This window comes from Xylanivirga thermophila (assembly GCF_004138105.1).
Lineage (GTDB): Bacteria > Bacillota > Clostridia > Caldicoprobacterales > Xylanivirgaceae > Xylanivirga > Xylanivirga thermophila.
Window position 1 is genome coordinate 64,119 of sequence record NZ_RXHQ01000002.1, and the last position, 24,349, is coordinate 88,467.

The window sequence follows — 24,349 nt, forward strand, 5'->3', positions numbered from 1 at the left end:
ACAGCCTCCATTATTTAATACTTTTTCATCAGTGTTTGGGAACTGTCTCCCAATCCTTTAAAAACTTTTGTATGCCATTATCTGTTAAAGGATGTTTCGTCATCTGTACAAGTACTTTATAGGGTACTGTCGCTATATGTGATCCTATACGAGCAGCTTCAATTACATGTCTAGGATGACGAATACTAGCAGCAATAACTTCTGTTGATATGCCATGAATATTAAATATATCTACCGTTTCCGCTACTACATCTAGACCATCACTGCCTACATCATCCAATCTGCCTATAAATGGGCTTACATAGGTAGCTCCCGCCCTGGCAGCCAATAGTGCCTGAGCAGATGAAAATATAAGGGTAACATTTGTTTTAATGCCTTCCTCAGTCAATATCTTTACCGCTTTTAAACCTTCAACACACATTGGGATTTTAATGATGATATTTTTATGTATCTTTGCCAGCTCTCTGGCTTCCTTTACCATACCATCTGCATCTAAGCTGACCACTTCAGCACTTATGGGACCATCTACGATGCTTGTAATCTCCTTTACTACCTCTACAAAATCCCTGCCTTCCTTGGCAATAAGAGATGGATTAGTGGTAACTCCACATATGATACCCATGTCATTTGCCTTGCGTATTTCATCTACATTGGCCGTGTCTATAAATAATTTCATTTAAGAACAACTCCTTATTTAAAGTTTACTTATCCTATAAAAATTCCCGTATACATAACATTATATCTATATGGAAATTTAATATGACATTAAAACATTCCTACCTCCATTATATATTCTATAAATATTGTACCATAGTAATTTATATATATAAATGGAGATTTTCAAAAATTCCGTTTATTTAAACCTATTTGAAATTGATTCTAAATAGGCTTAAACATTTTTCAATATATAATATTTATTTAGATTTTTGCCCGTAGTAAGCATCAGGACCATGTTTTCTAAGAAAATGTTTGTCTAATAATCCTTGCTGCATCGGTGATAAATCTGGATTTTTAGGTAACATCTCTGTATGCCACGACATCATCGCAACTTCTTCTAATACAACAGAATTGTACACCGCATCACTAGGGTCTTTGCCCCAACAAAATGGGCCATGATACTTTACAAGTACTGCAGGAATATAATCAGGACTTATATCTGCGAAACATTCAGTAATAATCTTTCCCGTATTAAGTTCATATTGATTAGAAATTTCATTGGAGGTCATATCCCTTGTACAAGGGATCTCTCCATAAAAATAATCTCCATGTGTAGTTCCATAGGCAGGAATTCCACGCCCAGCTTGTGCCCAAATTGTAGCCCAGCGAGAATGCGTATGAACTATACCGCCAATATTATGGAAATTTCTATATAACTCCAGATGGGTTGGCGTATCAGAAGACGGATTTAACTCACCTTCTACTTTGTTACCTTTCAAATCAACAACAACCATATTTTCCACCCGCATACTTTCATATGGTACACCTGATGGTTTTATAACAACAAGTCCATTTTTCCTATCAATACCAGATACATTACCCCATGTATATACAACCAAATTATGTTTTGGGAGAAGCATATTAGCTTCATAAACCTCTTGTTTTAACTGTTCTAACATTCATCTCATCCCCTTTAATTAAATATTATGGGATTATATACTTTTTAATTTCCATGCAATATCATTCCAGAAAATTTCTTTTTTAAGTTCATCTATATTGGTATTTGAGTCGATATGTATAAACTCAATACCTAAAATTTCAGCAAAATCACGCATTTCACTCGCTGTAACATCATAAGTAAGTACAGAGTGATGGGCACCACCAGATAATATCCATGCTTCAGCAGAAGTTGTAAGGTTGGGTAGAGGTTTCCATGTAACTCTAGCAACTGGTAGTCTAGGCATATCTTTCAAAGGCTTAACACATTCTATATCATTAACTATCATACGCAAACGCCCTCCCATATCAATTAAACTAACAACAATGGCCGAACCTTCTGCTCCATCAAAGATTAACCTGGCAGGATCATCTTTACCGCCAATAGAAAGGGGGTATACTTCGATACGGGGTTTTTTATCAGCAATTGACGGACATACTTCAAGCATATGGGCACCTAGTATCATTTCATTGCCAGGTTCAAAGTTATAAGTATAATCCTCCATAAATGCCGTACCTTTTGTTCCGTCCTTTGACATTTGCTTTATTATCCGTGTCATAGCTGCCGTTTTCCAATCTCCTTCTGCCCCAAACCCATATCCTTCTTTCATTAGATCTTGCACAGCCAGACCTGGGAGCTGGGCCATCCCATGAAGGTCCTGAAAATTTGTAGTAAACGCTCCAAACTTACCTTCCTCAAGCATCTTTCTAATTGCAACCTCTATCTTAGCCTGATAACGAACAGAAGTAATATTATCAGTCGCCATTTCATAATTCATCAGATATCTATCTATCTGCTCATCAATTTCTGCATCGGTTACTTCGTTCATTCTACAAACTAGATCACCAATACCCCAGTGATTTACAGACCAGCCCAATTTAATCTCTGTCTCTACCTTATCGCCTTCAGTAACAGCAACATCACGCATATTATCTGAAAATCTCAATACTTTTAATGTTCTACTTTCATATACACCAATAGCAGAACGCATCCAACTACCTATCTTTTTCTTTACATTATCATCAGTCCAATGACCAACAATTACTTTACGAGGCAAGCGCATTCTTGCCCCAATGAATCCATGTTCCCTATCACCATGAGCAGACTGATTAAGGTTCATGAAATCCATATCTATCTCATCCCATGGAATACTTAAATTGTATTGTGTATTTATGTGCAAATATGGTTTTTGAAGAATGGAAAGTCCCCTTATCCACATCTTAGCTGGAGAAAATGTATGCATCCAGGTAATAATTCCTGCACAGCTGGAATCATTATTTGCTTCCATTATTATATTTGTAATTTCTTCAGAATTTCTTACCACTGGTTTACAAATAACTTTTCCAGGTATATTAGGATCATTATCAAATGCATTAGCTATTTTTGCTGAATCATTATTTACCTGTTTTAATACATCTTCTCCGTAAAGGTCTTGACCCCCCGGTATAAACCAAAATGTATATTTTTTTAAATCAGACATGTAACATTCCTCCATTTTTACCTATTTTAAAGTAGCGGATTTTTTCAATTCTTTAAGTCTTTTCATAACATCGTTGGTACCCCGACCAAAGTAATCATGTAAGGTTTTATATTCGGCAAAAAGCTTGTTATATATATCCACATTTTCAGGTATAGGATAATATATAGTGTCTTTCACCTTGCCCATTACTTCTATTGCATCAAATACTGAATCATAGCCCCCACGTTTTTTACCAGCTGCCACTGCAGCAAATATGGCAGAGCCAAGGGCTGGTCCTTGTGTAGTACCTGCTATCTTTATTGGCATATTGATAACATCAGCATATATCTGCATAGTCATAGGATCTTTTTGTGATATACCTCCAGACGCGTAAAATTCATTTACTGGTACACCATGACCTTTAAAATTCTCAATTATCATTCTAGTACCATATGCAGTAGCTTCTATTAAAGCCCTATATATCTCTTCTGGCTTAGTCTGTAAGGTCATACCCAACATCATACCGGCAAGATCCACATCAACCAGCACAGAACGATTGCCATTCCACCAATCGAGAGCTAATAAGCCACTTTCACCAGGTCTTTGCTTTTCCACCTTTTCTCTAAGATAAGCATGTATATTTTTCCCCTGCCTTTTTGCATCATCATAGTAAGAAACGGGTAAACAATTATCTATAAACCACGCAAAATGGTCACCTACGCAAGATTGACCAGCTTCATACCCAAAAAAGCCAGGTAAAATACCATCCTCTACCACACCACATATACCTGGTACATATGTCTCATTCATACCCATCAAAACATGACAAGTAGAAGTACCCATTATTGCAAGCATTTTCCCTGGTCCATCTATACCCACTGCCGGCACACAAACATGGGCATCAACATTACCAACTGCTACTGCTGTACCTGGCTTTAATCCTGTAATATCTGCCCATTTTCTACTTATTTCACCTGCTTTATTTCCCAAAGGGATTATATCCCTCGACAATTTTTCATCTACTACATGTTCAAGACGTGGATCAAGGGCCTTAAAGAACCCATTAGAAGGATATCCTGATCTCTTATTCCAAATAGCTTTATATCCTGCTGTACATGAATTTCTTGTCTCATTCCCTGTAAGCTGCCAAATGATCCAATCAGCTGCCTCAATGAATTTATCAGCTGCCTCATAAATATCAGGTGCCTCATCTAGCACTTGCCATATCTTTGGGAAAACCCATTCAGAAGAAATTTTACCACCGTAATTATTAAGCCATTTTTCCTTCCTCTCTTTAGCAATTTGATTGAGTATATTTGCCTTATCTTGAGCTGCATGGTGTTTCCAAAGTTTCACATAGGCATGGGGGTGATTCTCATATTCAGGAAGAAAACACAATGGTGTCCCATCAAATTTTACAGGTAAAATAGTACATGCAGTAAAATCTGTACCTACACCTATTACATCATCTGGAGCAATCCCTGACTTTTTCAAAACAGCTGGTATAGTATTTGATAAAACATCAAGGTAATCCTGAGGATCTTGAAGGGCCCAATCGTGGCCAAGCCTTTTACCTGAAGGTAACTCTTCATCCATAACCCCATGTGGATACTCATATACTTCAGATGCAATTTCATTACCTGTACGCACATCAACAAGTACCGCGCGACCTGATAGCGTTCCAAAATCTACCCCTATTGAATATTTGCCCATTTAAAACAACCTCCTTTTTAAGAGTTATTGTACGTACAACTAGCTATATTCATTTTACATCAAAACCCTAAAACAATCAAGGAATATAGTCTAAAAATATATACTGGCTATACATGTTCCAATAATTGTTTTGGCCGGAGATGTTAAAACAATTAAACATAATTTGCTGTTATAATTTATATATTTATTAGTTTAGATATAAATGTTTTAAATTTTGGTTTTAACCTTCAGAATTTTGAGGTATAATAATTATATAATAAACATTATTTAGACTATTTTTAATACTATTGTACGCACAAATACTGAAAGGTGGATAAATAAATGCTCAAAGTAGATGAAAAATTACCTTTATATCAGCAGATAAAGGAATATTTCGTTAATAAAATAGAAGCCGAAGAGATTGCAAATGGTGAATTACTACCTTCTGAAAATGAAATAGTAAAGAATTTTAATGTAAGCAGGCATACAGTAAGACAAGCCTTTGCTTTACTTGAAAATGAAGGATATATTAAAAGGGAACAGGGACGGGGTACTATATGCCTGGGAAAAAAGAAAACTCATAGCAATAGGACCATTGCCGTAGTTACCACTTATATTTCTGATTATATATTCCCACATATAATTAACGGTATAGAAGATGTACTAAGTAGCAAAGGCTATACACTTAGCCTTGCAAGTACAAATAATAATAAGGATAATGAAGCCCTCTTTTTGCAAAAATTCATAGACCAAAAAGTAGCAGGCATGATTATTGAGCCAACAAAAAGTGCAAAAAATAATCCAAACTTAGATTATTTTTTGCAGATGGAACAAAAAAACATTAAGTACATAATGTTACATGCTACCTATCCAAATATCAATTCAGCCTTCGTAGTAATGGATGATATAAAAGGAGGATATTTAGCTACAAAATATTTGTTGCAATTAGGTCATAAGAATATTGCCGGAATATTTAAATCCGATGATATACAAGGTGCAAAGCGTCAACAAGGCTTTATTAACGCACTTAAAGAATATAATATAATGCCTGATGATAATCTAATTGGAAATTATACAACTGAAAACATGAACTATTATCCTTATCAATTTACCAGCTATTTGATCAATAATAATAAACCTACTGCTATAGTATGTTATAACGATCAAATCGCTATGAAAGTTATAGATGCAATAAAGGATAACGGTTTAAAAATTCCGGATGATATCTCTATAGTAGGATATGATGATTCTAGTTTTGCCACTGCTTCAGAAGTAAAACTTACAACAATAAGTCATCCGAAAAAGGAAATGGGAAAACAAGTAGCTAATTTTCTCCTTGATATGCTAGATAAAATTGACTATAAGCCTAGGTACACATATGAACCGGAGCTTATTGTAAGGACATCATGTAGAAATATATAATTTTATATATGTTTTAAAATCCACTAAAACTTATGGTCATATTTCCAATAGTAAGGAATATGACCATAATATTCGAAGATTTAAAACCCTATTAACTCTACTGAGTATACGGATATTAGTTATCAATACTCAAAAATGAAACCTTTTCCTTTATCCCATTTCAACTTAATAACTAAAATATGATATTTAAAATCATATAATATATTAACAAGCCTTTATTATTTTAGAGTATAGTAGAACTATCATTGTTTATATAAAAAAAGCTGGTTCCTAAAATATAGAACCAACTTTCCACCGTAACCTCTATTTTGTTATATTATATATCATATTCAATTTCTATTTATTTTAATATTCTACTGGGGACGCGATTTAGATTTTGTATATACATCAAATGTAACAGCAGCTAAAAGAACAAGTCCTTTTATAGCCTGTTGCCAATCTACACCAATACCTAAAATTGACATACCATTATTTAAAACCCCCATTACAAGACCTCCAATAATAGCACCCATAACAGTACCTACACCACCTGATGCAGATGCTCCACCTATATAACAAGCAGCTATCGCATCTAACTCAAAACCTGTTCCCGCCTTTGGCGTAGCTGCATTAAGACGTCCTGCAACAACTAAACCGGCAAGAGCTGCAAGGACTCCCATATTTACATATACCCAAAACAAGACCTTTTCTGTCTTTATTCCAGATAATTTTGCTGCCTTTGCGTTACCCCCCAATGCATAAATATGGCGTCCTGCTATAGTTCTATTTGTAATAAAGGAATATACTACTATAAGTACAGCCAAAATAATTAGAACAATTGGAAGCCCTTTATGTGCTGCAAAGCAGTAAGTAAACCAGTTAATCACTATAACAATAAGTATTGTTTTTAATATTTCTACGCTCATTGAAGGCACCTGAAACTTATACTTAATCTTTTTCTTTCTATCATTAAAATTTAAAATAACATATATTACCGATAAGATTATACCTATCAAAATAGATATTATATCAAGTCCACTTATTTCTCCTCCATGTATAAAACCTGAAGCAATGTTTTGAAAAGATTTGTCAAACGGTCCCAAGGTTCTTCCTTCAAGAATAACCAATGTCAATCCCCTAAATATAAGCATACCTGCCAGTGTCACTATAAATGGTGGAATGTTAATATACGCAATAAAAAAACCTTGAAAAGCCCCTACCAGTGCCCCAATCAATATGGATATAACTACAGAAATCCATACAGGCACATTCCACCGGAGCATAAACACCGCCGATATAGCTCCGATAAAAGCAACAACTGAACCTACCGATAAATCAACATTTCCTGTTAATATTACCAATAACATTCCTATGGCTAATATGAGAACATAGGCATTTTGTTGAATAAGATTAGATATATTTACAGGTTTAAATAAAATACCTTCAGTAAGAATACCAAATAGGATCATTATAGCCACCAAGGCAATTAGCATCCCATATTTTCTCATATTCTTTTTTAATAAAATTCCCTCTTTCTTCATTTCTTTCCCTCCTTGCTATGTTCCATAATACATCCCATAATATATTCCTGGGTTGCCCGTGATCGATCAACTTCTTCAATTATTTCTCCTTCATTAAGGATATAAATTCTATCGCACATTCCAAGTAATTCTGGAAGCTCAGATGAAATAAGTATTATGGATTTACCTTCAGCTACTAATTTATTCATAATAGTATATATCTCATACTTTGCACCTACATCTATTCCACGAGTAGGTTCATCAAGTATTAATATATCTGGTTGGGCAAATATCCATTTGCTAAGAACGACCTTTTGTTGATTTCCACCAGAAAGACTAGCAACAGTCTGATTAACACTAGAAGATTTTATATTCATCTTTTTCCTATATTCCTCAGCAACAACATATTCTTTGTTGTGATCAATAATATTTTTTTTCGCCACTTTATCTAGTTTTGCAAGTGTTATATTGTCTTTTATATCATCTATTAATATAAGCCCATAATTTTTTCTATCTTCTGTCAAATATGCAATACCATTGTTTATAGCTTCGGTAGTGTTATTTAAATGAATTTCTTTACCTGCCTTATATATATGACCTGATATATTGCTTCCATATGATTTCCCAAATATGCTCATGGCAAGTTCTGTACGACCAGCTCCCATTAAACCAGCAAACCCGAGTATTTCACCACGTCTTAGATTAAAACTTACATTTTTGATTATCTCTCTATCATCTTGTAACGGATGGCAAACTGTCCAATCCTTCACTTCAAAAACTATATCTCCGATATCAATATCACGCTTTGGATACCTATCTACAATATCACGACCTACCATTCCTTTTATTATCCTACCTTCGCTGATATCATCTACATCTTTTTCAAGAGTTTCTATTGTCTTTCCATCACGAAGTATTGTAATTGAGTCTGCTACATTTTCAACTTCATTAAGCTTATGTGAGATAAGTATAGATGTTACCCCTGATTCCTGTAAAGTCAATAATAGATTCAGCAAATTATCGCTTTCTTCTTCATTCAATGCTGCTGTAGGCTCATCAAATATAATTAATTTTGCCTCCTTTGCAAGAGCTTTTGCTATTTCGACTAGCTGCTGCTTTCCTACACTAATATTCGTAACAAGAATATCCGAGGCTTCCCTTAATCCCACCTTCTCCAAAATTTTATCTGCTTTCAATATAGTTTTATTCCAATCAATTATTCCTTTGCTGGCCTGTTCATTTCCCAAAAAAATATTTTCAGCTATGGATAAATACGGTATTAAGGCTAGTTCCTGATGAATAATCGCTATACCATGCCTTTCGCTGTCTTTTATATCCTTAAATATGCATTCTTGTCCATCGAGTATAATTTTGCCGGAATATGTTCCATAAGGATAAACACCACTGAGAATATTCATTAACGTCGACTTTCCAGCCCCATTTTCTCCTACTAAGGCATGAATTTCGTTTTTCTTTATAGATAGATTTACATCATCAAGTGCTTTAACACCATAAAAGGTCTTGGTAATGTTCCTCATCTCTAAATATGCTCCAGACATTTTCACACCCCTTTCTTTTCCATACTTCCATTCCGATAGTTTCTATCATCGGAATGGAAGTATTGAAATTACATATTATCTACAATCAATTTATACATCTATTTTAAGCCTAACTCTTCTTTAGTATAATATCCAGAATCTATAAGAATTTCCTTATAATTAGTTTTATCCACTGAAACTGGTTCACAAAGGTAAGCTGGCACAACCTTTTCTTTGTTATCATAGGATGTTGTATCATTGACTTCAACTTTAGCACCTTTCAAGAGTGCATCAACCATTTCTGTTGCTTTCTCTGCAAGAATCCTTGTATCTTTGAAAATGGTTTGCGTTTGCTCGCCGGCAATTATAGACTTAACTCCTATAATGTCTGCATCTTGACCTGTAATAATAGGAAGTGGTTTATCTTCTGAACCGTAACCTGCATCCTTAAGAGCTGAGATACAACCAATACTCATCTGGTCAATTGGAGAAAGAATAGCATGTAAAATATCATCTGTATAATATGCACTAAGTATATTCTCCATACGCTGCTGTGCCGTTGCACCATCCCAGCGTAAAGTAGCTACTTTATCCATACCCATCTGACCACTCTTCACCACTAATTTCCCATCTTCAATATATGGTTCAAGAATTGACATAGCTCCATCATAGAAGAAATATGCATTATTATCATCCGGCGAACCACCAAATAGCTCTATATTATAGGGACCTTCACCTTCTTTAAGCCCTAATTTTTCTTCAATATAACTACCATGTAAAACTCCTACTTTAAAGTTATCAAATGTAGCATAATAATCTACATAAGGACTATTCATTATAAGACGATCGTATGCAATTACAGGAATATTTGAATCATGTGCTTTCTCACATACATCAGTTAACGCTTCACCATCAATGGAAGCAATAACGATAGCATTTACATCTTTAGCAATCATATTTTCAAGTTGAGATACTTGAGTATTTACATCATCCTCTGCATATTGAAGATCTACTTTATATCCCCTGTCCTCAAGATGTTCTTTTAAATAAGCACCATCTTGTATCCAACGCTGGGATGATTTTGTAGGCATTGCAACGCCTACCGTCTTTATGTCACTTTCACCTGAACTGTTAACATTCTTATCCGCACTATCAACGTTCTCATCCGAAACCTCACTATTAGAACAAGCAGTTAGTGAAAAAATTAATATTCCTACAAGTATTAATGATATAATTTTTTTCATGACAACCTCTCCTTAAAATATTTTATTTTATTTTCATCTATATGGAAACTATATAGATGAAAAACTATGTTTCCAGAGTTGCCGAAGGAAGAAAGAAAGTACTTTTAGTTGTTTTATGTTTCGTTCTATTTCGAATGCGATTAAATCATAACACATGTACGTACGTTTGTCAACAACCATTTGCCTAAAGATTTATACTATATTTTTATATACATATACTTATTTTTTCTTGCTTTTATAATCTAAATTCGTTTATAATAATAAAAGATGGTGGTGAAAATATGTTCGCAGTACAACGGGCTAATATCATAAAAAAATATCTAATGAATAAAAAACAAGTAGAAGTAAATAGTCTCAGCAAGCTCTTAGATGTATCTGAAGTTACAATAAGACGCGATTTAGAAAAATTAGAAAAAGAAGGATTCCTCATTAGGACTCATGGAGGAGCTATACTAAATGAGCAAAAAAATTCTAACGATATAAAAACAACATTAAATGATGAAATATTAGAAGATTACAATGGAATTGCTGATATCGCTGCTCATATGATAGATGATAGTGATACAATAATGTTATTTAATGGTCCTATAAATCTTCAAATTGCAAAAAAGATTTCACAGAAAAATAACGTAACTATATTGACCAATGATATTCTAATCGCCAATGAACTTACAAAGAACCCATCTATAAAAACTGTGTTATTAGGTGGAACTATAGATTGTGCTTCCAAAGCAACCTTTGGAACACTTGCAACTTCGAATATAGATAATTTTTTTGTCAATAAAGTTTTCATAGAAATCGACGGTATAACCCCTCAAATGCAGCTTACTGCTTCAAGCTTAGAGAAAGCTTCTCTAATAAAGCTTGCAATAGAAATTTCCGATGAAAAAATTGCAGTATGTACTGCAGATGCATTTGATAAACCTTCTTTTTTCTATATTGATAAACTAGATATAGTAGATAAAATAATTACAAGTCCTAGACTTTCTGATGAAAAGAAAAACTATATTTTCAATAAAAACGTACAATTATTCACATCAATTAAAATATGTGAGGGAAGTGAATAAAATGTCTTCACCTATTTTAGTACTCAATGATATTAATAAGTATTTTAGCGAGGGCTTTTCTTTATACAATATAAATTTAGAGTTGTATAAAGGAGAAGTCCATATACTAATGGGTGAAAATGGTTCCGGAAAATCGGCGATAATGAAAATTATAAATGGCATATTTCAATATGATAGTGGTAAAATTATAATGGAAGGTACAACTATACACTTCTCAAGTGCCTATGAGGCCAAAAGAAATGGTATCCACTATATAATGCAAGATACAAATCTTTATGAAAATCTTAGTGTAGCCGAGAACGTATTTTTCGACCAAATGCCACATATTAATAATGTTTTGAAATTGATAGATATTAATAAGATGTATTATAATTGTTATGTGCTTTTTAATAAACTGAATATAGACATTGATCCATTTAAATCTGTTAGTCAACTCGGTTTTGGCCAAAAACAACTAGTTGAACTAGCAAAGGCATCCATATCTCCTGCAAAAATACTTATATTAGATGAGCCTTCTGCAGCACTTACAGAATCGGAAAGAAAAATTTTGTTTGAAATAATAACTACTCTGAAAAAAGAAGGAATGGCAATATTTTATATATCTCACAAATTAGATGATGCCTTAAAGATTGGTGATCGTATAACCATAATAAATCAAGGTCGAATTATAGGTACAAAAAACATAAATGAAATTGACTGTAATACAGTAGTACAAATGATGACAGGAGAAACATTTAAAGATAGATATCCAAAACTACCTTCTGTTATTGGAGAAAAAGTATTATCTGTTAAAAATCTAAGATATCTAAATATACTCAATGATGTCAGCTTCAATTTGCATAAAGGTGAAATATTGGGTATAACTGGGCTAGTTGGTTCCGGAAGAACCCTCCTTGCAAAATGTCTCTTTGGTTTGATTAATCAATACGAAGGCACTATAGAATTAAATGGACAACATGTTAATTTTTCTGACCCCTCTGATGCTATAAACGCAGGTATAACTCTTGTACCGGAAGATAGAATTATAAATACTGTTATAGGCTGTCTTGACCTAGAAGAAAATTTAAGTATTTCTTCATTAAAACGCTTTGCACATGGACCTGTTTTATATCCCTATTTAATTAATAATACAGCATTGCACTATATAAAAAATCTCAATATAAAACCGGGTAATCCAGAAGATCTTTTTTATACATATAGTGGTGGAAATCAACAAAAGACCATATTAGGCAGAGCTATAATGACACGTTCACAAATATATATATTAGATGAGCCTACACGTGGTATAGATATAGCATCTAAAATTGATATATATAATATAATGAATAGTATTGTGGCAAATAAAGGATCTATTATTTTTATATCATCGGATATTGAAGAGATTCTTGGTATGTGCGATACAATAATTGTCTTAACAGACGGTAAGATATCTTGTGAAATGCCACGAAAAGAGGCAACTAAAGAAAAAATATTATATAATATTATAAAAACAGCTGATTCTTAAAATCTAGAACTAACTTTTCATCCTACTTTCTACTTTATCAGCTTATGCTAGTGCTATTTAATTTCGTACAATTATCAATATAAAAATATTGGATTTTATTATACACCCATCGTATTACTTACATCAATATTACTTTTTTTGTCTAAAACAATAGATAGATAGTATGTGAATATTAACCCAATGATAAACAATACTATATTCAATACAAATGGTAATATACGTTGTTTTTCTGATAATATACCCGCTATCCAACCAAATGGTGAAGTCAAGCCAATCATAATTACATGCAAAATAGATATAATTCTAGCTCTTTCCATAGGATTAACAGTTATAACCGCAAGCGAATCCATAAGAGGATTGATAAGTGATAGACTAAATGCCTCTAATAATGTACTTATAATTAAAAAGGCATAACCTTGAGTCGGAGTACTAATGAGCAAAAGTTGACTAAGTATAAATAAACTAAAACCTGTTAATAATGGCCTTTTAAAACTATATGTATTTACCCTAGGTATAATGACAAAATATATTATCAGCATAGTAGCAGAACGCATAAAATGAAACAAAGATACATTTTTTACGGGAACACCTATTTTTTCTGTAATAAAAAGGGGCCAAAAAGTAGTATTTACTGTATTACATATATTCATAACTAACATAATAACAAGTGTCAATAGTGTTTCAGGTGTTTTTATAATAATCTTGAACACGCTACCATACTGGCCTAATAGTGAAAAAACGCCCTCATTTTTCGATTCTTCCATTCTACGACTACCTTGCCCAGTCTCCGTAGAATGAATATATAAAATGATAAATTTGGATGTCATCATAACAAAAGCTATTAAATATAATATCCGCATTGTAGGCACTACTTCAAATTTAACTACAAATATCCCAGCTAACGGAGCAAAAAATGCAGCCAATAAACCTGCAATATGTACCCATCCATAGATATGAACCAACTGATCTTCGTTAGCATCTTCCACCATTAAACACATCCAAGAATTGGCAGTCACTCTCCATACGCTGTTAATTATAGCTGCTACCAAAAAATAAGTGAAACTTTGTGCAAAAGCCCAAATAATACAAGGTATACTCCAAGCTATAATGTCAAATATAAGGGTAGTTTTTTTTCTACCTAACTTATCCGTTATTGCTCCACTTAATAGGGCAAATATAATCTGGAATATCATTCCTATACTGACTATTAGTCCTATCTGTGCATCATTCACGCCCAAAGAATACATATATATAGATACATAGGGACCATATAAATTAAAAGGAATCCCCCATAATGGCTCTGTATAGACACAAGCCCTAGGATTTCCTTTTAATTTTAAAAGAGTATCTACCATGGGATTACGCCTTTTCATAGTTCAATCACCCCTAGCACATCTAATTACAACACAATTGAGCCTCTCTTCAATTCAAAGCAAGACCCCTTTATCCACTTTGAAATGATTTTATCATTTAGCATATAACACCTGGAGTTTATTGCTACGAAAGTAAAGGATATAATTTAATTCAATTAATCTTTTAATGAAACATGTGTAATAAATTTTAAACCTATTTTTTAAATGGGTGGGGCAAGTTCTTTAGTAAGATAATTATCCTTTCACCATCTAATCAGATAATTGCCTACATAAAAACCAACCATAATTTCAATATCTACATACAAATAATTATTAATCTGCTTAAAAAAGCAAAAAAGAACCCTAAGTCAAGACCTTTCATTCTCATCAAATCTATATAATAGAACTATCACAAAATCATTTTTCACTGACTTTATAAAAATAGATTTATCTCTCTATCATAAACTCCATTGAAATTGATTCTATCAAAAATATTGAAATAAGGAAAGTAAAAATGACAAAGTGGATGAAAAAAAACTTCCTTATATATCAGCCATCCCTATTCCCTAATTTCCGTGTTATAGATGAAACTAAGGAAATCTCTATATCCTCAAACCAGATGTCTAAGAAAATGAATTTCTTTGACATCTGGTTTTGCAATATCACCCTAGCAAACCTCTAAAACAACAACAGATTTTGCTGGAAGTGAAACAGTGAGCTTATTATCAACAATTGTTGCACTGTCAAAGGATGTAGGAGCAACTTTATTTGGATTGTCAAAGGTGTTCATTGCATTCATCTCAGTAGCTGTCAAGATTGTCCCTGAAACTTCAGTTCTGCTTGTTCCCCTGAACTCACAAACTACTTCAAGTTCCCCATTAGGATCCAGATTACACATAGATATGTGTATTTTATCGTCTTTATCAACGGAAGATGATATACTTATTTGGGGAATTGCATCCTTACCGTATTTGTACATGGTGTTTTTAACATGTACATCTAAAAGCTCTGCATCTTGATGTACCTTATACATATCGAATATATGATATGTAGGTGTAAGTAGCATCTTTTCATCTTCTGTATGGATTATTGCCTGAAGCACATTAATTGTCTGAGCTATATTTGCCATCTGAACTCTGTCACAATGACTATTGAATATGTTAAGACTTATTCCAGCGATTAATGCATCGCGCAATGTATTTTGTTGGAATAAGAATCCTGGATTTGTACCAGATTCTGCATCATACCAGCTACCCCATTCATCTACAATTAGTCCTACTCTCTTATCAGGATCATATTTATCCATAATGGTAGAATGTTTTTTAATGAGCTCATCTATATGCAATGCTTTTTTCAATGTTATAAACCATTCATCTTCGTCAAACTCTGCGGCTGAACCTTTGCCTTCCCAAAATAAACCAGGTATTGTATAGTAGTGGAGGCTCAGTCCATCCATCAGATGACCAGCTTTTTTCATTAAAACATCTGTCCAATTGTAGTCATCAACATTTGGACCACATGCTACCTTGTATACAGTATTATCGCCGTAGTTTCTTACATATGTGGAATATCTTCTATATAAATCTGCATAGTATTCAGGAGTCATATTCCCACCGCATCCCCAGTTTTCATTTCCTATGCCAAAATATTTCAATTTCCAAGGCTTCTCACGTCCATTTGCCCTCCTTAAATCTGCCATAGTGGAGTTTCCACCAAATGTCATGTATTCAATCCATTGCTGCATTTCGTAAATAGTACCACTGCCAACATTCCCACATATATATGGCTCTGCACCTATCAATTCACAGAGCATCATAAATTCATGGGTTCCAAAATGGTTGTTTTCCACAACACCACCCCAGTGAGTATTTATCATATATGGACGATCTTTACGTGGTCCAATACCTTCCTTCCAATGGTATTCATCAGCAAAACATCCTCCTGGCCATCTTAAAACTGGAATCTTAAGATTCCTAAGAGCCTCCATTACATCATTGCGTATACCATTTGTATTTGGAATATGGGAATCTTCACCCACCCATATACCTTCATATATACATCTACCAAGATGTTCTGCAAAATGCCCATAGATGTTTTTGTTTATAGTTCCTTTTTTTACATCTGCATTGATAGTTACATTTATCATATAATTCCCCTTTCATTTAATTATGTCACGTATGTAGTTTACATATAAATAACTCTCATTATATATAGATATAGCAATATATCTTTACAAGAGCTTATATCTTAAAACAAATTCTTATATGATCGATTTAATGATAGCAAACATACGTACATCTGTCAATAAACCTTTGCAACTGGGATTCAATTATTTTTTAAAAGATTAATAACAATAAGTAAATAACCACCTTGTTATGTATCATTTTCGGCTTTCTTATCTTTTATAAGCCAATATTATTAAACTCAAAGTTGTACTTACATCCAATATAAAAACTGGATTTATCTCAATATCGTAGGCACAAAAAGTTGAACATTTATTATATAATTTAGCGGCATCTTTATAGGATATTTACTATCCCATGATGGAGTCATGTTTTTTTCCCATATTTCTTGCAGTTTAGCCGTTAACGTTCCTAGTCGGCTACTAGAAATCATAATATAGCGTCCAAATTGGAAATACAAACAAATAAACCCTAAACCATCCTTTCCATCCCTTGACCTCTTAAGTCTCTCATCAGTAGGGAGAAACTTTAACTCCTATTAATTATCCGAACTCTGTTGGAATTTAATACTTCACAATAGTAACCATATCAAAAAAATTCTCGATGGTCGTATACAGTGGTCTGTACCAATGTTGTAATAATATAATAAACCAATTTTAAATTAGGAACATTTTTAATATGACTATGCTACCTTTGGGGCACTAAATAAGTGTAAAGGATTTTAATGCTACACTGCCTTCTCCCTTGTAAGTGAAATAAAGAGCATGAACACCATTGGGCATAGCGATATCTGCTGTATATTCTTCCCATATATTAGAGAATCCTACTGGAATACTTCCAAGTGGTTCACCATTCCATGAAGTTTTTATCTCAAATGCTCCCATGCAGTATCCACGTACTTTTATTGACACTTTTTTTATTCCATGGCAGTCAAAATATTTAAATCCAGCAGTTGCAGAATCACGCATATTAAGTATATAACCAGTTTCTTCATCACCATCTCTTCCATCCTGTGTGATTTTCGGGAACCTAGAATCCATCCATGCGCCTTCGGAAGCTGTATACATGGATTCGTGTTTGCAAAAAAGATTACAAGCTATATATGCGGGATATTCACCTTTTCCAATCAATGGTCCACCATTTAGTCCACAAGATGTCATCTCAGACTGTATTATGGAGCCATCTTTTCTAAACTGGATTGGCTCTACGCATCCTTGTCTACTAAAGGGTATCCCATTCGTATGTCGATGATAAAAGACATACCATTCTCCATTGAGCTCTACAATGCTTCCATGATTATTCCAACCATAATACATAGGTTTTTCAGCCGGTTTGTAAGAATCAATATGCATATCACAATTGCTGATTACCACTCCACCATAAATGAAATCCTTATTAGGATATTTACTAGTTGCGTAACATAGCTCATGCATTGCAATGGATGAATAAACAAAGTAATAAGTATCTCCCCTTTTTCTGATAGATGGTGCTTCAAAAAACTCATGCCCTACAAAAGTAGTTCCTTCACTATACGGCTCACTTGGTACAACAACCACCGGTTCTTCCACTATAGTAAGCATATCAAGATCCAATACAGTAGCCATTGCTCCACTTCTAGTTTTATCCCCAGCCCTGCAAAATCCAGTATATAAATAGGTTCTATCACCTTCAGTAAGTACAGCCGGATCAAACTGTGGCTCATCGCCTTCTCTCTCTCCCAATCGCGTTCCATCTGCATAGTGCACATATCCATAAAATTCATATCTTCCTGCAGGTTCATCACATACCGCAACAGATACAATACTGACTTTATCTAAAACATAATATAGATAGTAACGTCCATCCGGTCCCACCGTAACATCAGGAGCATACAGACACATATTGCCAGCCTTATTCAGTGGATCGGATATCTTTGGATAAATAACTCCCTCATATCTCCAATTACCCAAATCATCTATAGGTGCTGACCAACAAACATAATCATTCAAACAATAAGCATGTCCCCTAAATTGATCATGGGAACCATATACATACACCCTATCTCCAAATACATAGGGTTCCCCATCAGGAATGTACTCCCATGATGGAAGATATGGATTAAAAGCCTGTTTGTTCATGAATAGTTACCTCCATTTACTTAATAGTAAGCTTTTGAAAACTCTAAGAGCTTTTTAGCTTCCCCTAGTTTTACTTAATTTCAGCTTTAATATGAATCTAAAGTCATTTTTACAAAATTAGGTTTAAAATATCCTACTCGTTTTCCAAAGGATAGCCGGATAAAATTATATGCACCATTATTCCATACATTAAAATCATGCACTCCATCTCTTATGAGTACCTGATAATAAGCTCTGAGATTATTACCAGATGTTTCCATAAGATCGTTAATCGTTTTTGTGTAACCACTTTGATATGCTATTTGATCTGCATCCCCGCAGGTAATATAAAGCAAATTAAGCCCGTGCTCATATGAGGCTATTTTTTCTCCAAGTACCTTCCCATCACTAGATGTAGGGGCATTGGAAAAGCTCCCCACATAAGCAAATAAATCTACCATCCCAGGTGCACGTACAGTTGTATCAAGCCCATTCCCCCAAGGACTCATTGTTCCTGTATAATCAGTAGAATCGCATCTGTATCCTCCAAGACCCAGATTTAAGGATTGCATTCCACCCATAGATAAACCTGCTATAGCCCTATGTAATCGATTATATACAATCCTTTCTGAAGATCTGTCTTCTATATTGGCGTATGTATTATATTCGGATTCGATAAAGGGAATTAGATCATATCGTAATTCATAATCGAAATAATAGAAGCCAAGCATATTGGTCCCAACAGCATTGAATGAACAATCCCCCCAGTTATATGCACTTCTACCATTGGGAAATACAACAATAATCGGATCAATGTGACCATCTGCAATAAGATTATCTAGTATATTACATATGATATAATTTCCATCACATTTACCACTACCGTACAACCATTCATAACAATTCCCACCCACTCCATGGAGTAGATATAATACATCATATCTGGTGTCCACATCCATTTTATCATAACCCGCAGGCAGATAGACGTTACATTTCTTTATAATTGCATCTCCTTCAACCGTTTCCCTTCCCGCGTCCTTATAACTAATATTCTGATCCGTCACAAGCTGTCGCGACGAGTTAATATAGTTTGCAACACGATATGAAACCTCAGTAACAGTACCCTGAAACTTCTTTGCAACCTTTCTTTTATATCCGGCAGGCACGGCCGTTACATCAATTTTCATAATGATCATCCTTTATACACTAATTTTATTGGGCTATACATATGAAGTCTATTCCAACCCATAAAATTCCTTGGAATCATAACCACGGTAGGTTTTGGTCTTATCCTTTACCGGCATAATTTCTAGCATACATAGGTGGTTACATGGAATGGTAAGTTCCACTTCATAGACACCATTTTGCTCAAATAGCTTGAAATCCGTTTGAAGCGGTTCTGCAGCAGCCTTTAGTATCTCCAATTGATCTCTATTTAAGTTACGCGGCTTACCAAGGTTGCTCCAGGTCTGCATTGGATTTGCATGTGAACCTCCGACTTCCTTTTTTACCAATATAGCCTGTTTGCCAATGGAAGGTAACAAAAGAGTGTAACTTTCATCAGGAGATGATTTGTTATCACGCATATCATGCCAATTCCATCCGATGATTACATACCTATCATTTTCTTTAGTGACAATCAGATGTTCATCGCGATAGAGTAATTCTTCACCGGCGTTGGAGAAAAACTCAAATGCATAGAAGGTCGGCTTTTTTATCGAATTCAAAGAAACTAAACCGAAGCCTCCATGAAATATGGCTCTTGGAACATCCATCTCTTCAAATACATCACTGAATGTCCAATATGAATAGGAATCCGCATATTCTCCGGCTTCACTGAGAATACGTGCAATATATGCAGCTTGGAAATCAGTATCATGAGCAGGACAAATCGGGACATAGGAGCTATTAAACTCCGTTATGTGTAATGGCATATCGGCGATTTCCGGATAATCGGCCATAATATGTCTGGTTTCTTTCAGTTCCTCAATCATAAAAGTTGGGTCTTTCAAAGTATGATATATGTATTCTCCCTGCTTGGTTGGCTGGTTAGCAGTATAACAATGTCGGGTGATAAAATCCAGTGGCAAATTGTTCTGAATACAATGCTCAAAGAATGATCTTAGCCATTTTTCCGTTTCAACACCGCAGATAGCTGGACCCCCCACTTGAATACGCGGGTCAACTTCTTTGACGGCTCTAGATGAATAATCGTAAAGTTTAAAGTACTCTTCCATGGTTCCTGCCCAAAACCCAATATTAGGTTCATTCCATACTTCAATTGGCCATGTTATAACCTCTTCCCGACCATACCGATCAATAAGGTGATTTAAAGTAACTTGAATGAGCTTTGCCCATTTTTCATAAGATGCCGGAGGTGTCACATTGCCCTTCCAATAAAATATTGTCTGCTCACCTGTCTTCAACTTTTCCGGCATGAATCCCAGTTCTAAAAATGGTTTAATTCCGTTTTCAAGATAGGTGTCTATAATACGATCTAAATAAGTAAAATTATAAAAAGGATGTATCTGTCCATCTATTTCATCTTCACGATATATTCCAACATCATCGCAAAACAAGCCGTGACCGCGAATATAACGGAAATTTATAGATTCCTGGACTATTCTCAAATGATCGACGTATTCTTTTTGGAGGGCTAAGCCCATCCTACCTGTACCAACACAATAGGTTGCATTGTTTTTGAAAGGCTCACCTGAAAGTGGTACTTGTATCTTTTTAACCATACTAAATCCTCCTTTATATTTTTATAATATAGTTCTATAGTTATAATACTTTAGTATAAAAATTCTTATATATATTTTCGCAGGTTAAAAGAACATTTAATTAAAGATAATTTTTAGCTCACTTCTTAATATTACTTTTTCTTGAAATATTCCTTAACAAGAAATTTCATGAGAGCATTTGGTTGTTTCTTGATAAATTCAGGCTTATCCCCGAATACCATTGTATACGGCACTTCGGGAGCATAGGGAGCCCACTGTGGCATATTCTCTCCTGTAGCATCCTTGCCATTCGGATTTCCAGAACGTATGAAATTGGCCCAGTATTTACACATTTGGCGAGCAAGATCATAATGTTTGCCGACAAATGGCCTCCAGCATTTGGCAAGGGTCTCAAAGAAGAACCAGAGATCTACTGAATGAAATGTACCAGGGTTATCCCATCCTGGTATTTCCGCATCAAAAATATAATAATATAGTTCCATATTTGCTCCGGTATCGGCGTTAGCCTGATCTACAATGCGAATAGCATATTCGATACTATTTACTGAAGCTTCTTTCAGAATTTCATCTAAATCTCCCGACTGGACATTGCAAAGCGCAAGATACTCATCGGCATTATCACCAAACATATCAACGGCCATATCCCTAAATTCATCAAGAGTTTTAACATTCGGAATGCTGTAGAATTCAGATGAAGTGTGTCCTAAAAGTACTGGTACCATCCAACGCTTATTTTCAAGGAAAAGGTCAAATGCATTTCCTACATTGAATAAATTATCAACAACCGTACCCCAAAACCTATTATATTCCAGTGATTTATCACGAATGTATTCGGCATCAAGTTGTCGGGCTTCCTCAAGTGAAGATACCCCAAGGAATTCAAAGAATTTTACACCTTCCTGTTCAGCCTCAACTAGAGTGCACTTGCCTTCAGGAACATGACTGTCTGGATAAATTCTCGTAAAAATACCACTCTGGATAATGGCTTTCTGAAAAAGATCTTTATTCTGAGGCGAAGTAAGATGATTCAATACACTTCCACCACCAGCAGACTGTCCTCCGATAGTAATGTTATCATGAGCACCACCGAAAGCTACTATATTGCGTTTAACCCATCGCATACCTGCCTGCTGATCTAGATGGCCGAAGTTCGCGGGAGCATCTGGAGCTTCTGCTGTTATCTCAGGATGACATAGAAATCCAAAAACATTCAAACGATAATTGACTGTTACTACAACTATACCCCTGCGAGCAATACGCTCACCGTCAAATTCCATCTCAGCCGTATTACCAACCTAAAGCCCTCCACCGAAAAACCAAACAAATACTGGCAGTTTTTCATCAGTACTGAATGCCGGCGTCCATACATTTAAATAGAGACAGTCTTCGTCCATAGCAATATCTGGGTCTACAGCCCATTCCCTTGTGTATATGTCATTTTTGTTCAAACCTGGAGTAGCCTGCATAGATATTGGAGCAAATTGAAACGCTTTTAAAACACCGTCCCAATTTTCTACAGGTTGAGGAGCACGCCAACGATTTTTGCCTATAGGTGGCGCTGCAAAAGGAATACCTTTGAAACTTGTTATGCGAGGATCAGCTGCTGGTAGTCCTTGTATCACACCATTTTCAGCTTTCACTATTCTGATCATGTTTACTAGCTCCTTCCATTTATTAATTTAATCTATCAAACCTGATTTTCCAAAAAAACATTCGATTTAATCTTATAATTTAGAAAGTGATATGCCATTTAATAAATGATATATCTTCCTGAAAGCATGAGTAGGCTAAAAAAGTAAAGACAATTATCATAGTATCTTCGTTTCCCCTTACGAAGTGGCAACTCCCAAAAATCCTTAACCCACCCCATTCGATATTTTCCTTTTGCAGCAAGGGATCCTGCTGCATTTGTTGCAATAATAGCAAATGAATGCAATGCAGGCTCATCCAAAGCTGTTCCATCTATCATATAAGAAGAGTAATTTCCCAAAGTAGTATTCTCACTGAAAAACGCCTGCAATTTATCAACAATTTCTCCCAAACTTTCATCCTTATTGAACCATGCTGCATCTAACCCAATATTCATGGCTACACGATAAGAATCAGAATAAAATTGTACTTCTCTAAATAGCCGTTTTGGAGTACCGTCATATTCTGCATACTCTGATGCCATACCAGTTATAGGATGGCATGCAAGGTGTAAGTATTTCCGACTTTCCTCAGCTGCTTTTTTCCAAAACTCCCTATCCTGTGGATCAGCCCTTTGGGCGAAAATCTCATAAAAATGCGGTAAATGGTAGGAAGGATCTGTAAAATCTGCCTCGGGTACAAATTTTATATAATAGTTTGTGTTATCCCACATCGGCTCCCCTCCCTCAACCAATTCATTTTGATGAATACAATGGCGTAAGATCTCTCTAGCTTGTACACTATAATTAAAGGGTTGTTCCCCGTCTCCCCAGCGTTCACTAGCAAAAAATAGTGCCATTGCAAAGTATTCTTCCCCATCTGGTGCAGGACCTTCTGCATTTTTGGAACCATCTGGTGTCACAGACCAAGCAAAATATCCCTTATATTTTCCACTATTTTGATACATATAGGTCTTAGAAAAAAGCCACAACCGATCAAAAATATCCTTTCTATCCATTTGTACTGCCATCATCATGCCATAGCTCATTCCCTCAGTTCTGGCATCATCGTTTCCTGTATCCAACATATAGCCCATATCATCGCCCATCTCAAAATATATTCGCTCTTCTGGATCAAAGAATATTGTTTTAAAAGTATCATTTATTTTTTTATCTATTTCTTCCTGTGATATTCCTAACTCAAGAAATAAATTTGGATAAGTACGCATTATATCTTCCTCCTTCTTTTATATGAACACCTAAAAAT

General features: G+C 34.8%; 16 protein-coding genes and 2 pseudogenes. 3 read left to right on the plus strand and 15 right to left on the minus strand.

The genetic code is table 11. From position 1 onward, the window contains the following. Positions 1-28: 28 nt before the first annotated feature. From fsa to araB, 4 genes are all read right to left on the minus strand, one after another. Positions 29-676, minus strand: a complete 648-nt coding sequence (gene fsa, locus EJN67_RS01470; protein ID WP_129721525.1) for a fructose-6-phosphate aldolase — start codon at positions 674-676, stop codon at positions 29-31. Positions 677-914: 238 nt separating this feature from the next. Beyond that, complete coding sequence (locus EJN67_RS01475) at positions 915-1,616, minus strand: L-ribulose-5-phosphate 4-epimerase (RefSeq protein ID WP_129721526.1); 702 nt, start codon at positions 1,614-1,616, stop codon at positions 915-917. Between the two features lie 33 nt (positions 1,617-1,649). Beyond that, complete coding sequence (araA, locus tag EJN67_RS01480) at positions 1,650-3,134, minus strand: L-arabinose isomerase (RefSeq protein WP_129721527.1); 1,485 nt, start codon at positions 3,132-3,134, stop codon at positions 1,650-1,652. A gap of 21 nt (positions 3,135-3,155) precedes the next feature. After that, complete coding sequence (araB, locus tag EJN67_RS01485) at positions 3,156-4,826, minus strand: ribulokinase (RefSeq protein ID WP_129721528.1); 1,671 nt, start codon at positions 4,824-4,826, stop codon at positions 3,156-3,158. A gap of 321 nt (positions 4,827-5,147) precedes the next feature. On the opposite strand from araB, the gene EJN67_RS01490 reads away from it, so the two are divergent. Next, positions 5,148-6,227, plus strand: coding sequence for a GntR family transcriptional regulator (locus tag EJN67_RS01490; RefSeq protein ID WP_129721529.1), 1,080 nt, complete (start codon positions 5,148-5,150; stop codon positions 6,225-6,227). Positions 6,228-6,580: 353 nt separating this feature from the next. On the opposite strand, the gene mmsB is transcribed toward EJN67_RS01490, so the two are convergent. The 3 genes from mmsB to chvE form a co-directional block, all read right to left on the minus strand. Further along, on the minus strand, positions 6,581-7,747 hold the full coding sequence (mmsB, locus tag EJN67_RS01495; RefSeq protein WP_129721530.1) for a multiple monosaccharide ABC transporter permease: 1,167 nt from the start codon (positions 7,745-7,747) through the stop codon (positions 6,581-6,583). Then, on the minus strand, positions 7,744-9,285 hold the full coding sequence (gene mmsA / locus EJN67_RS01500) for a multiple monosaccharide ABC transporter ATP-binding protein (RefSeq protein ID WP_129721531.1): 1,542 nt from the start codon (positions 9,283-9,285) through the stop codon (positions 7,744-7,746). The genes mmsB and mmsA overlap by 4 nt, the downstream gene beginning before the upstream one ends. Positions 9,286-9,383: 98 nt before the next feature. After that, positions 9,384-10,508: a multiple monosaccharide ABC transporter substrate-binding protein gene (gene chvE, locus EJN67_RS01505; RefSeq protein ID WP_129721532.1), complete on the minus strand. Its 1,125-nt coding sequence runs from the start codon at positions 10,506-10,508 to the stop codon at positions 9,384-9,386. A 281-nt stretch (positions 10,509-10,789) separates the two neighbouring features. Between chvE and EJN67_RS01510 the strand changes: the two genes are divergently transcribed. Beyond that, a complete protein-coding gene (locus EJN67_RS01510; protein ID WP_129721533.1) occupies positions 10,790-11,575 on the plus strand; it encodes a DeoR/GlpR family DNA-binding transcription regulator in 786 nt (261 codons plus the stop codon). Between the two features lies 1 nt (position 11,576). Next, positions 11,577-13,079: a sugar ABC transporter ATP-binding protein gene (locus EJN67_RS01515; protein ID WP_129721534.1), complete on the plus strand. Its 1,503-nt coding sequence runs from the start codon at positions 11,577-11,579 to the stop codon at positions 13,077-13,079. Positions 13,080-13,177: 98 nt separating this feature from the next. Here EJN67_RS01515 and EJN67_RS01520 read toward each other — a convergent pair whose 3' ends face one another. From EJN67_RS01520 to EJN67_RS01550, 8 genes and pseudogenes are all read right to left on the minus strand, one after another. Continuing rightward, on the minus strand, positions 13,178-14,452 hold the full coding sequence (locus EJN67_RS01520; RefSeq protein WP_129721535.1) for an MFS transporter: 1,275 nt from the start codon (positions 14,450-14,452) through the stop codon (positions 13,178-13,180). A gap of 646 nt (positions 14,453-15,098) precedes the next feature. Next, a complete protein-coding gene (locus tag EJN67_RS01525; RefSeq protein ID WP_129721536.1) occupies positions 15,099-16,577 on the minus strand; it encodes an alpha-N-arabinofuranosidase in 1,479 nt (492 codons plus the stop codon). A 314-nt stretch (positions 16,578-16,891) separates the two neighbouring features. Next, positions 16,892-17,125: pseudogene (locus tag EJN67_RS14495) on the minus strand (glycosyl hydrolase family 95 catalytic domain-containing protein); the annotation flags it as partial. A 190-nt stretch (positions 17,126-17,315) separates the two neighbouring features. Beyond that, the gene (locus tag EJN67_RS01530; protein ID WP_129721537.1) at positions 17,316-18,731 is read right to left on the minus strand and encodes a family 43 glycosylhydrolase; all 1,416 of its coding nucleotides are present in this window, start codon (positions 18,729-18,731) and stop codon (positions 17,316-17,318) included. A gap of 86 nt (positions 18,732-18,817) precedes the next feature. Beyond that, on the minus strand, positions 18,818-19,897 hold the full coding sequence (locus EJN67_RS01535) for an alpha/beta hydrolase (RefSeq protein ID WP_243641199.1): 1,080 nt from the start codon (positions 19,895-19,897) through the stop codon (positions 18,818-18,820). A 48-nt stretch (positions 19,898-19,945) separates the two neighbouring features. Further along, entirely contained in the window at positions 19,946-21,454 is a 1,509-nt protein-coding gene (locus EJN67_RS01540; RefSeq protein ID WP_129721538.1) for a GH39 family glycosyl hydrolase, read from the minus strand. A 131-nt stretch (positions 21,455-21,585) separates the two neighbouring features. Then, positions 21,586-23,106, minus strand: a pseudogene (locus tag EJN67_RS01545) (carboxylesterase/lipase family protein). A 98-nt stretch (positions 23,107-23,204) separates the two neighbouring features. Further along, positions 23,205-24,311: a glycosyl hydrolase family 8 gene (locus EJN67_RS01550; RefSeq protein WP_129721539.1), complete on the minus strand. Its 1,107-nt coding sequence runs from the start codon at positions 24,309-24,311 to the stop codon at positions 23,205-23,207. Positions 24,312-24,349 lie beyond the last annotated feature (38 nt).